The following is a 12,695-nucleotide window of genomic DNA, read 5'->3' on the forward strand; positions in this document are numbered from 1 at the left end:
AAGCACAAACCTTTTTAAATAAAGGTTTGTGCTTTTTCTTTAAAACATAATTGAAATTAAGAGCATTCCAATTCCGATAGAAGTAAATGTTGCGATTAAGCCTGGAATCATAAAGCTATGATTTAATACGTATTTACCAATACCTGTTGTACCAGTACGATCAAAGTTAATGGCAGCAACGATTGTTCCATAGTTTGGAATGAAGAAGTATCCATTTACTGCAGGGAACATAGCGATTAGTAGTGCTGGTGGAATACCGAGTGATAATCCAAGAGGCATTAAAGCACGTACTGTGGCTGCTTGGCTATATAGTAAAATAGATAGAATGAATAATGCGATGGCAAATAGCCAAGGTGCACTTGTTACTAAATGCTGAATGGATCCTTGAATCATATTTAAGTTTCCATTAAAGAAAGTATCTCCCATCCAAGCGATACCGAAAATAGCAACAACTGCTGTTGCTCCTGCTTTAAAGACGTTACCAGACACAATGCTTTCTACATTTGGTTTACAGAAAATAATAATAAGAGCCGCGATAGTTAACATAACCATCTCAATTGTATTCGGCATGGAAAGACGGGCTAACTTCCCATCAACTATCCATCCTGGACGAAGTGCTTCAAATGAACCAAGAAGTACAACAAGGAAGGTTCCTACAAGGAAAAGGATAACTGATAATTTTGCGCCCTTTACACCTACAAATTCTTTTTTCTCTTCAAGCTTAGGAATCATTCCTTCTTTTAATCGTTTTAAGTATTCAGGGTCTTCATTTAATTCTTTTCCCATCTTACTAGCAACGAATGCTGCTAACATACAAGCAATGAAAGTGGAAGGAATACTCACTTTTAAAATATCTAATAAAGTGATTTTATAGTCAGCTAACATTGCTAAAAGAGCAACTGTGGCAGCTGAAATTGGACTAGCTGTAATTGCTTGTTGAGAAGCGATTACGGCAATCGACATTGGGCGTTCCGGTCTAATCCCTGATTCACGAGAGACTTCTGCAATAACAGGAAGTACAGAATAGGCAACGTGACCAGTACCTGCACATAGTGTGAATAAATAAGTAACAATTGGAGCAAAAAAAGTAATACGCTTTGGATTTTTTCGTAATGCCTTTTCAGCTAGATGAACAAGATAGTCCATTCCTCCAGCAGCTTGCAAAGCACCAGCAGCTGTAATTACTGCCAAAATCATAAGCATTACATCGATAGGAGGCGCGGTTGGTTGTAGGTGGAAGACAAAAACGAGTATTGCCATGCCAACTCCACCCATTACTCCTAAACCAACTCCGCCTAGGCGTGCACCAATAAAAATACAGAGTAACAAGGTAAGAAATTGTAGCCAAAACATGATAAACTACCTCCGAAATTCATTAGTTAAGATATATTCGAATAGTTTAATTTGAATGAAAATTAAATAAATACCCGAAGAAATCCTTGTTATTTATACATTTTTTATTATATAACACAAAAAAAGTAACATTCACGTACTTTTTGAAATTATTTTGAAAAAGCAATGCATTAAAAATTTGTATTTATATCTCTAAATAAGTAGACATTTTGATTTATATGTTGTAACCTTTGAAAGAGAATAAATTAATTCTCATAGAACTCCCATATCGTTCAACTCGTTCAGCGAGAAAGGCAAACTGATGGAAACATGAGGACGCAAAACTACAGGAGCTAAGGTCGAAAGGCTACGCTAGCCAGTTACCGGACGGATAGGGTTGGTCTTGGCCAATGCTTTTACATTGGCTTTTTTTTATTCTCGAACATATTGAGAAACATTTTCAAACAAAATATTCATATATTTTGTTTTTTTGTTTATGTTGATTAAGGAAGGTGGATATTAATGAAAAAATATTGGCATAAGTTATCGTTCCTTCAAAAGAACGTCTTATTAACCGTATTAGTTATTTTGACACTTGTTGGAAGTATGGGTGCGTTAAGTTTCAACATGTTTCAAAATAGTATGATGTCTTTATTTGAAAGGCAGTCTATTGAAACAGGAGAAATAGTATTGAAAAAACTGGATGTAGAATTAGTTAGAGACATGGCGAAAGATCCTACAGCCGAAAAAGTGAAAAAAGAAAAGTTAACAGAGAAATTAGATGAAGTGTCAAAAGAATTGAAAAGCGTTGGACAAACGTATGTTACAGGAGCAAAGCCGAATGAAAAGCGAGAATTACAACTCGTTGGTTTGACTACAGAGTTAACAAATGCGTTTCCTATAAAGCCGGGAGATTATTATGAACAACCCGCTCATTGGATGAAGGCATACGATAAAGTGATTGATACGAAAAAGGCTCAAATGACAGAAGTATATGAAGATGAAATAGGTTCGTGGGTGACAATATTAGAACCAATTACAGATGGAGAAAACAATATTGTTGCAATTGTTGCGGCTGACTTAGATGCTTCCATTGTTCCTATTACAAAAGAGAAGTTTATGATACAGGGCTTACTCTTTATCATTATTTCATTAGCAATTGCGACTATTACTCAATTCTTTATCGTGCGTCACTCGTTAGCTCCATTAAAAGATTTACGAGAAGGGTTACGTAAAATTGGTGAAGGTGACTTGAGTATTAAATTAAAAGAAAGACCAGATGATATTGGAATTATTAATGTTTATTTCAATAACACGATTGAAAAATTTAAAGGGATTATAGATAAAGTAAGGCAAACTGCTGAGCAAGTTTCTTCTTCTTCACAAGAATTGTCGGCGAGTACAGAGGAAAACAGCATGGCAGTTCAAGAGATTGCAAGTTCTATTGAAGGTTTAAGAGTAGGGGCACAGTCTCAAAAAACTTCAGTACAACAATGTTTAGGAATTGTACATGGAATGGAAGATAAGGTAGAAGAAATAACTGGGGCTGCAAAACAAGTTGCGGTTGCTTCTGAAGGTATGGAACAACATTCAATTGAAGGTAATGAAGTGATTGGACAAATTATTAATCAAATGAGTTTAATCCAAAATGCAGTACAAGATTTATCTTCCATCATTTATTCGTTAGAAACAAGGTCAAAAGAAATTAGTGATATCGTAACTGTAATTACAGGCATTTCAAATCAAACAAATTTATTAGCTTTAAATGCTTCTATTGAGGCTTCACGTGCTGGAGCAGCTGGAAGAGGGTTTGCAGTTGTTGCTGATGAAGTACGAAAATTAGCAGAACAAACTGAAGCGTCTGCAAAAGATATAGCGAAATTAATTGGTGAAACACAAGCTGAGACAGAAGATGCTGTAGTTTCCATGCAAAAAGGTTCAAAAGAAGTAGAAACTGGAATTTCGCTTGTTCAAAGTAGCGGAGATTTCTTTGAAAAAATCTCAAAATCAGCGCAATCTGTTACAGATCAAGTAAAAGCTGTTTCTGGTAATTCGAGTGATATTTTACAAAATAGCCAGAATATTGTTCAAGTCGTAAATGAATTATCACATATTGCAAATACTTATGCCAACAGCAGTAGTAATGTTGAAGAAAGCATGAAAGAGCAAGAAATATCAGTACAAGATATTGCAGAATTAGCGACTTCTTTAAGTTGGCTTTCTCAGGAATTACAAGAGCTTATTGGTGAGTTTAAAAGCGAATAAGGAGAAAGTTCAATTCTAATCAAGGGGGTATCTCCGCTACTGATTATGAATTGAACGAATCTGCCCTTTAATAAGGGATAAAAAAGGTGTGAATTTTCACACCTTTATTATATTTAAGAGAGGAATTTACATAAATATGAAATTAGCAATTTCTTATAGTGAGATGGTAAAAGAATTTTTAGGAAAAGTAGAAGGAAGTATTAAAATACCTAAAGATGTGCAAGGAACAGAACTTAGGATAAAAAGGAAAACGGAACTGTTTTCAAATTTGACTCACATTGTAGATTTAATAGGAGCGACTGCAACGTGGTTATATCATATTTCTAAAGAAAAACATATTGTCGTGCTTTATCATGTAAGAGGAAGTTTATTTCCGATTACTATTGAAGTTTCTAATTTTCTCTCCTATGAAAGTTTAAATTTACAAATTGAAGAGCAACTGGAGCAAATTAAAGAAATGAATGAGGAAGAAATAGAAGAGTTTCAAAACGGTAATACGTTATATGAAATGTCACCTATTATTATTGGTGAAACATATTATGAGCTAAAAGACACGAATACATTACAATTTGTATTTAGTAAAAATATGCAAAGTGTAGAAATAATATTTAATAGTGTTAATTGGAAAGAGACAACAATTACTCGTTATGCACAACAAATACAAGGTGTTTTAATTAATAAATCACAAAATAAGAGTAATCATATAAATAATTTTAATATTATTACAGAGGCCGAGATGGCACTTTATAGTCAAGTGAATGATACGACAGCAGTATATCCTGAGAAAAGTATCGTCGATATGTTCTATAATACTGTTACTCAATTTCCAAATCGTATAGCTTTATCTTCAAGGGAAGGTACTTTAACTTATGAGGAGCTAAATAAAAAAAGTAATCAAATAGCTCATATGTTAATCAAAAACGGCGTCCAATTAGGAGACTATGTTGGAATATTTATGAAACGTAGCATAGACACAGTAGTAAGTATGGTAGCTATATTAAAAGCTGGTGCAGCGTATGTTCCGATTGATCCAGATTATCCGGAAAGTAGAATACAGTACATTATTCAAGATAGCCAAGCGAAAGTTATATTGATGAAAGAGACGCCTATAACATGTGATGGGGTTCAAACAGTTTCAATGTATGATAGTGAAACTTATGAAGATATAGATGTAAAGTTGTCTATTCATTGTGATGATGTAGCTTATATGATTTATACATCTGGTTCAACAGGGAATCCAAAGGGAACGATGTTAGCACATAGAGGCGTTGTTAATCTGTATACTTGGATGAAAAAGCAATATGAATTGACAGAAGAGGATGTATTTGCCCAATTTCCATCCTTTAGTTTCGATGCTTCTGTATGGGAGTCATTTGCTTCTTTATTCTGTGGAGGAAACTTATATGTACTATTAGAGGAAGAGCGATTGTCTGTAGAAGCATTTGCAAATGCAATCTATAAAGTGAAAGCAACTTCAATCTTGGCATTAGCAACAATTTTTGTTCGACAAGTAGCAACTTATTTAGCAGAAGAAGATATATATAAGCTAGCTTCCCTAAAAAGAATTGCGATTGGCGGTGAAATGTTGCCTGTAGAGGTTATTAAATTGTGGAGAGAAAGAATAGGTACAAATGTTGAAATTCATAATGTATACGGACCGACAGAATGTACTGTAGTGACGACAACCTATAAAATACCTAGTCAGTTAAATGAGGATGTTGCGAGTATTCCCATCGGTAAACCATGTGCTAATTATCAAGTTATGATTTTGGATGAGAATATGAATCTTTGTCCAATTGGTGTACCTGGTGAATTATATATAGATTCAGTGGGATTAGCAAAAGGGTATTTTAATAAGCCTAATAAAACAATTGAAGCTTTTATTCCGAACCCTTTTAATCCTATAGTTAATATATATAAAACAGGTGATATCGTTAAGTTGCTAGAGGATGGAAATATAGAGTTTTTACATCGGAAAGATGATCAAGTAAAAATTAGAGGACATCGTATTGAACTAGGCGAAATCCAAAGTAAAATTTCTCAAAATCATAATATAAAAGAAAATGCTGTTTTTGCTAAGAAGAGTAAGGAAGGTAGCCAATATTTAATCGCGTTCTATACAACTTTAAATAAAAAAGAAATACCAGAATTAGTTTATCAGTTACAAGAGCAATTACCAGATTATATGGTGCCATCTAAACTAATTTATATTAATGAATTGCCACTTACACCTAATAAAAAGATTGATGTTAAGAAGTTAGCTCAGTTAGAAGAAAAGTATGAACCGGTTCGGCTACAAGAATATGTTGCACCTTCTAATAAAGCAGAAAAACAAATAGCGAACGCCTGGGCGGAAGTATTAGGAATTTCAAAAGTTGGAGTGCATGATGATTTCTTTACAATTGGTGGACATTCATTAAAAGTATTACGAGTCTTAACATTGTTAAAAGAAGATTTCTCACATTTAACAATTCAAGATTTCTTTAAAGAAAGAACGATATATGGATTAGCTCGAATTGAGCGAGAAGTAAAAGTAGAGAAAGAAGAAGTATTTCGTGAATATAAAGTGATTCACGAACCAGATACTATCACGTATGCAAACGTTTTGGAAGAAAACCAGATTTCAAATGTCTTTTTAACAGGAGCTACTGGTTATTTAGGATCACACATATTATATGAATTGTTGAGAGATACATCTGCTACTATTTATTGTTTAGTAAGACCAACTAAAGATGTGCAGCAAAGAATTATAGATACATTAACAGGCTACTTTAATGATATATGTGAAGAATGGTTACAGCGTATACAGGCCGTAGCTGGTGATCTGGGAGAAGAGTATCTTGGGATGAGCGAAGAAGAATTTATGTTCATCAGTTCTAAGATGGATACGATAATTCATTGCGGTGCAGATGTAAGACATTTTGGAGATGTAAAACAATTTGAAAATATAAATGTCCAAGGAACTAGCCGTATGCTAACATTAGCGGAGAAAGGTGCTACATTCCATTTTATTTCTACAATTGGTATCCCGTTAGAATTAGCGGTAGATCAATGGGATACATACATGAAAACTGGTGATTTTAATTACAGTGTAGACTTAGAGAATGTATATTCAAATAGTAAACTACAAGCGGAAAACATTGTTCGTGAAGCAATGAAAAATGGTTTGCGTGGAAATATTTATCGTGCAGGTAATTTAGCATGTCATTCAGAAACAGGTTCGTTCCAACAAAATATTGAAGGAAACGCATTTTATCGTCTTATTAAAACAATGCTATTAATTGGGAAAGCACCAAATGTGAAGTGGAAAGTTGATTTCACACCAATTGATTTTGCTAGTAAATCAATTGTATCGTATTTGCAAGATTCGCAAATTATAGGAGAGACGTTACATATTTGTCATCCACATCAAATTGAGTTTGAACAATTTATACAGCTAATTGGAGAGTGTGGATACAATCTTGAAATGGTTCCACTTTCAGAATATGTAAATACCGGACTTGCATTAGCGAAGGGAAATGAAGTAATAGCAGAGTTAATTGCTTCTCAAGTTGCAGGAGATGGAGCGCAGCAATCTGAAATTGTAATGGGTACGCGTAGAACGAATAAATGGATTAAGAAAAAAGAATTGATAGTACCAGCAATTAATAAAGAATTTATTCAGCAGTTATTAGCTCATGGTGAAAAAGTTGGTTATTTTCCAAAAATAATGAAATGATTATGCATGCTTTTGTTTGTTCAATAAAATAAATCATGCTACAATGAAAACGAATTAAGGACCGGGGAGCCAATTGGCTGAGAGGATGTAAGTAAACATCGACCCTCAACCTGATCTGGATAATGCCAGCGTAGGGAGTTACTTAAAGTGATGTAGCATATGTTATTCTGTAATAACTTGCATACAAGGCTTTCCTACGCAGTAGGAAAGCCTTTTCTTATTTTTGAAATTTATTTTTATAAGGGGGATTTTATTATGTCACAACAAGTTACAATGTCATTTTCAGTAGTACCACAAGCAAAAACGAAAGATGTATATTCTGTTGTCGATAAAGCAATTGAAGTTGTGCAACAATCGGGAGTTCGTTATGAAGTAGGGGCAATGGAAACAACTTTGGAAGGAGAATTAGATGTACTTCTTGATGTCGTTAAACGTGCGCAACAAGCTTGCGTCGATGCTGGAGCAGAAGAAGTGATTACTTCTATTAAAATCCATTATCGTCCAAGCACTGGTGTAACGATAGATGAAAAGGTTTGGAAGTACCGTGATGAATATGCAAAACCAGAAGCAATCTAAACTTATTACAACTATTTGGCTTATCCTTCTCATTGCGATATGGGAAGGATCTGTTTCATTATTTAAAATCGAACCGTGGATTTTACCAAAGCCTTCTGCCATTGTTCAAGAATTAATTGGGATGAAAGATTTACTATTACCAAATACGATGCAAACACTGCAGGAAGTTATAATTGGACTATTCTTTGCAATTTTATTGGGGACGAGCATCGCAATTATTATGGACGTTATACCGTTATTTCGTATTTTAATAAATCCATTGCTCGTTATTTCGCAAACAATTCCAATTGTTGTACTTGCACCGCTATTTATTATTTGGTTTGGATATGGGATGTTGCCGAAAGTAATGGTCGTAATACTCGTTTGTTTCTTCCCAATTGCGCTTAGTATTTTAGAAGGTTTTCAAACAGTAGATAAAAACATGCTGAAACTGTTACAAACAATGAAGGCGACAAAATGGCAAGTTTACCAGAAAGTAAAATTTCCAGCAGTGCTTCCATACTTTTTCTCAGGTTTAAAAATTGCAGTTACATATAGCGTAATGGGGGCAATTATCGGAGAATGGCTCGGTGCAAGTGAAGGATTAGGCGTTATGCTTACGAGGGCTACAAAATCCTTTTTGACTGCCCGAGTATTTGGTGTTGCAGCAATCATCGTTATGGTGACATTATGCCTGTATTTTATCGTAGAGTTTATGGCAAGAATAACAGCACCATGGATATATAGAAAGGACGGCAGAAAATGAAAAAAGGTTTGAAAGTTATGTTAGCTGCCTTAGTAGCGGTAGGTGTGGCTGGATGTAATCCGGCGAAGAAAGAAGAAAGTGCAAGTAAAGATCAAAAAGTAAAAGTAGTATTAGATTGGTTTCCAAATACGAATCATACTGGCTTGTATGTAGCGCAAACGAAAGATTATTACAAAAAGCAAGGATTAGATGTAGAAATTATTCAACCAGGTGACAATGTAACAGCAGAGCAAATGATAGCATCAGGAAAAGCAGACTTCGCAATAAGCGCACAAGAAAATGTAACGTTAGCTCGTGTGGAAGGAATTCCTGTTGTATCTGTAGGAGCGATTATTCAGCATAACACTTCAGCGTTTGCATCGCTTAAGAAAGATAATATGACGTCACCGAAAGATTTTGAAGGTAAACGTTACGGCGGCTGGGGAGGACCAGCGGAAGAAGCGACATTAAAGACGATTATGGATAAACATCAAGCTGATTTTAATAAAGTTGAAAAAATCATCTTAGGACAAACAGATTTCTTTAAATCAATCGGTCGTGATGCAGATTTCGAATGGATTTATTACGGTTGGGATGGTATTGAAGCGAAGCGCCAAGGAAAAGAGTTAAATACGATTATGGTGAAGGACTTAGATCCAGCGCTTGATTTCTATAGTCCTGTTATTATTACGAGTGAAAAACATACGAAGCAAGATAAAGACTTTGTGAAAAAGTTTATGAGTGCAACGACAGAAGGTTATAATTTTGCAATTAAGGAACCGAGAGAGGCTGCTGATATTTTAATTAAAGCTGTTCCAGATGTAAATAAAGATTTAGTTCAAGAAAGCCAAAAATGGTTAAGTACGAAGTATCAAGATGATGCTAAAGCATGGGGAGTACAGAAGGAAGAAATTTGGACGAATTACATGAATTTCTTATATGACAACAAAGTTATTAAAAAGAAAATCGATGTAAAAGATGCTTTTACAAATGAATTCCTTCCAAGTGAAAAATGAGCGGATTACAAATAAAAAATATAGTGAAATCTTTTGACGGAAAGAATGTATTAGAGAATATTAGTGCCTCTATACAAGAGGGAGAGTTTGTTTCCTTTGTAGGACCGAGTGGTTGCGGGAAAAGCACATTATTAAACATGATTGCAAATGTTGAAAAACCAACAAGCGGGAACGTAACGTATAACGATAAGCAAGTACAAGAGCAAGATGTTGTTAGTTATATGCCACAACAAGATTTATTACTACAGTGGCGATCAGCTTTGCAAAATATCGTTCTTCCGTTAGAAATTGAAGGAAAGCCGAAAAAACAAAGGCTGACAGAAGGAATGGAAGCATTAAAGCAGTTCCAACTAGATGAATATGCAGACCATTATCCAGATGAATTATCTGGTGGTATGCGTCAAAGAATTAGTTTTCTGCGCACATATTTATGTGAAAAGCCAATTATGCTGCTGGATGAGCCTTTTGGTAAATTAGATGCATTTACAAAAATGGAAGTACATAGCTGGCTTTTAAACTCTTGGCATCAAGAAAAGCAAACAATCGTTATGGTGACACATGACTTAGATGAGGCAATCTTGCTTTCAGATCGCGTATTTATTTTATCTCAAAGACCAGCGTCAATAGTTGGCGAGGTACAAGTGAAATTACCTAGGCCGAGAACGATGGATATGTTAACATCACTCGAATTAAAAAAGGATAAAGAAGAGATTTTAAGTGTGTTAGCTCCTTATATGAAAAAATAGAAAAAGCCTTTTAACAGTTTTTAGTATAATTACTGTTAAGAGGCTTTTTTTAGAATATGAAAAGATGGAGAAGGAACAAAAGGGAAAATAGAGAATAGAATATAACAGAGTAGTTTATACTCTTAATATAACAAATGTTAAAGGAGTGAAAGGATAAAATGACTTTATCAACTGTTCTTCAAATGGTTTTAGCTTGATATGGGAGAAGTCTGCCCATTTTTTAAGATTAAGCTAAATTGAAGACAGCAGGTAAAGAACCTTAATCCTTTTTTACGATAATATGTAATGGGTAAGGTGTATTCACCTTACCCATTTTTATATGCATAATTAAATAAGGCTTCATACTGTTGGTCTCTCTATTTAGCTTATGGACGATAAGTAAAGGAGAGAAAAAAATGAGTATATTAACAGTAGAAAATTTAAGTCATTCGTATGGTGAGAAAACCATCTTATATAATGTGTGCTTTCGATTATTAAAGGGGGAGCATGTTGGGTTAGTAGGGAAAAATGGGATTGGAAAATCAACACTGCTAAGAATTTTAACAGGAGAACTTATACATGATGATGGGAACATTGAATGGTTTCCACATGTGAAGGTTGGATTTTTGCAGCAGCATATAGATTTACAAGAAGGAATAACAATTGAAGGATACTTGCAAAGTGCATTTTCTAACTTGTATGCGATTGAATACGAAATGTTAAAAATTGCAGAAGAGATGGCTGAAGCAGTAGAAGTAGAAAAATTGTTAGTAAGGTATGGAGAGTTACAAACTATATTGGAAAACTCTAATTTCTATCAAATTCATACAGAAATTGAAGAAGTAGCAATTGGTTTAGGGCTGTTTGAAATAGGATTGGAAAAGGATGTTTCAAAGTTAAGTGGAGGACAGCGGACAAAGTTATTACTAGGAAAGCTTCTTCTAGAAAAAGCTGATGTTTTATTGCTAGATGAACCAACGAACTATTTAGATACAGCACATATAGAATGGTTGCAATCGTACTTGAAGTTGTATGAAAAAGCTTATATTATTATTTCGCATGACGAAGTGTTTTTGAACAATATTACGAATGTCATTTACCATCTAGAAGAACGAAAAGTTAAGCGATATGTAGGGGATTATGAAAAGTTTTTACAAAGTTATCAAGTGCAAAGGAAACAATTACAATCGGCGTATGTGAAACAACAAAAAGAAATTGCTCAGTTAGAAACATTTATTCAAAAAAATAAAATTCGAAAAGCAAAACAGGCAAAAAGTCGAGAGAAAGTATTGGAGAAAATGCGAAGGGTTGAAAAGGTAAATAATGTACCTCAGTCCTGTTTTGCTTTTACTGTTTATAATGAACCAGTAAGTCGTATATTACAGGCTGAGAAACTAAGAGTGGGTTATAGTGAGCCGTTATTTCCAGACTTGAATTTACAAGTGAAAAAAGGAGAAAAGATAGCTATTGTTGGTCAGAATGGTATTGGAAAAACGACAATATTAAAAACGTTATTAGGTCAAATAAAGCCGCTAAGCGGTTCGATTTTTGTTGGGGACCGAGTAAATCCTGCTTATTTTGCACAGGAAGAGTTTGCTTCAGAAATAACACCGTTAGAGAAAATTTGGGCAGAACGACCAGATATGACAAAGAAAGAAGCGCGCCAAGCATTAGCGAAGTGTGGATTGAAAGAAGAACACGTATTAAAACCTATTCGTTTATTAAGCGGTGGAGAGCAAACGAAAGTGCGTTTATGTGAACTTATCGTAACGAAAAGCAATGTTTTAATTTTAGACGAACCGACTAATCATTTGGATGTAGAAACTAAGATGGCTTTACAGGAAGCGTTACAACAATACAAAGGAACGATTTTAATTGTCTCACATGAACCTTCTTTCTATGAATCGTGGATAACAAAAGTATGGAATATAGAAGATTGGAATGCTGAACAATATGAATAAAGAAAAGGCATTAGCTTTTATGAGCTAATGCCTTTTCTTTGTGATTAACATGATTTTCGAGAACTCTTACATGAGAATTGTATGAAGAAGCACTCTTATGGTGCGCTTATAAGCGTGCTTTTTCTTTTGTTATATTTATAATAATACGAAAGCCTTTCCCTAACAGGTGACTATCTTTCTTTATATATATAGATAGTTCAAAACGGAATGAAAATAATTCCTATATGTAAAGGATAATGTGGATATTATAGGAAGACAATAGAAATTAAAGGAAATTCATGTAAAATTCAAATGAACTTCATATAAACTTCATATTAGAAACTAAATATAATCATAATAGGTTATTGTAATATTTTTGATTTTTCATAAAATTAAAAG

8 protein-coding genes and 2 riboswitches are annotated in these 12,695 nt (G+C 34.2%); of the genes, 7 read left to right on the forward strand and 1 reads right to left on the reverse strand.

The annotated features are described in order from the left end of the window. Positions 1-39 precede the first annotated feature (39 nt). Positions 40-1,353 (reverse strand): anaerobic C4-dicarboxylate transporter, encoded by a 1,314-nt coding sequence (locus V7S45_RS02220; RefSeq protein ID WP_000498704.1) that lies wholly within the window; start codon positions 1,351-1,353, stop codon positions 40-42. A 282-nt stretch (positions 1,354-1,635) separates the two neighbouring features. Beyond that, positions 1,636-1,720: riboswitch (cyclic di-GMP riboswitch) on the forward strand. A gap of 134 nt (positions 1,721-1,854) precedes the next feature. Here V7S45_RS02220 and V7S45_RS02225 point away from each other — a divergent pair. From V7S45_RS02225 to V7S45_RS02255, 7 genes are all read left to right on the forward strand, one after another. Beyond that, entirely contained in the window at positions 1,855-3,597 is a 1,743-nt protein-coding gene (locus V7S45_RS02225) for a methyl-accepting chemotaxis protein (protein WP_000761084.1), read from the forward strand. A 136-nt stretch (positions 3,598-3,733) separates the two neighbouring features. Further along, positions 3,734-7,315, forward strand: a complete 3,582-nt coding sequence (locus V7S45_RS02230; RefSeq protein WP_025687830.1) for a non-ribosomal peptide synthetase — start codon at positions 3,734-3,736, stop codon at positions 7,313-7,315. Positions 7,316-7,367: 52 nt separating this feature from the next. Further along, positions 7,368-7,469, forward strand: a riboswitch (TPP riboswitch). A 101-nt stretch (positions 7,470-7,570) separates the two neighbouring features. Then, positions 7,571-7,891: an MTH1187 family thiamine-binding protein gene (locus V7S45_RS02235; protein ID WP_000082906.1), complete on the forward strand. Its 321-nt coding sequence runs from the start codon at positions 7,571-7,573 to the stop codon at positions 7,889-7,891. Further along, the gene (locus V7S45_RS02240) at positions 7,863-8,636 is read left to right on the forward strand and encodes an ABC transporter permease (RefSeq protein ID WP_001057166.1); all 774 of its coding nucleotides are present in this window, start codon (positions 7,863-7,865) and stop codon (positions 8,634-8,636) included. Before V7S45_RS02235 ends, V7S45_RS02240 begins: the two co-directional genes overlap by 29 nt. After that, the gene (locus tag V7S45_RS02245; RefSeq protein ID WP_017657406.1) at positions 8,633-9,631 is read left to right on the forward strand and encodes an ABC transporter substrate-binding protein; all 999 of its coding nucleotides are present in this window, start codon (positions 8,633-8,635) and stop codon (positions 9,629-9,631) included. The genes V7S45_RS02240 and V7S45_RS02245 overlap by 4 nt, the downstream gene beginning before the upstream one ends. After that, on the forward strand, positions 9,628-10,377 hold the full coding sequence (locus V7S45_RS02250; protein WP_000016090.1) for an ABC transporter ATP-binding protein: 750 nt from the start codon (positions 9,628-9,630) through the stop codon (positions 10,375-10,377). The genes V7S45_RS02245 and V7S45_RS02250 overlap by 4 nt, the downstream gene beginning before the upstream one ends. A gap of 395 nt (positions 10,378-10,772) precedes the next feature. Further along, complete coding sequence (locus V7S45_RS02255; RefSeq protein ID WP_000025957.1) at positions 10,773-12,317, forward strand: ABC-F family ATP-binding cassette domain-containing protein; 1,545 nt, start codon at positions 10,773-10,775, stop codon at positions 12,315-12,317. The last annotated feature ends 378 nt before the right edge of the window (positions 12,318-12,695 follow it).

It is taken from the genome of Bacillus sp. BR3(2024) (assembly GCF_039134555.1).
Lineage (GTDB): Bacteria > Bacillota > Bacilli > Bacillales > Bacillaceae_G > Bacillus_A > Bacillus_A cereus.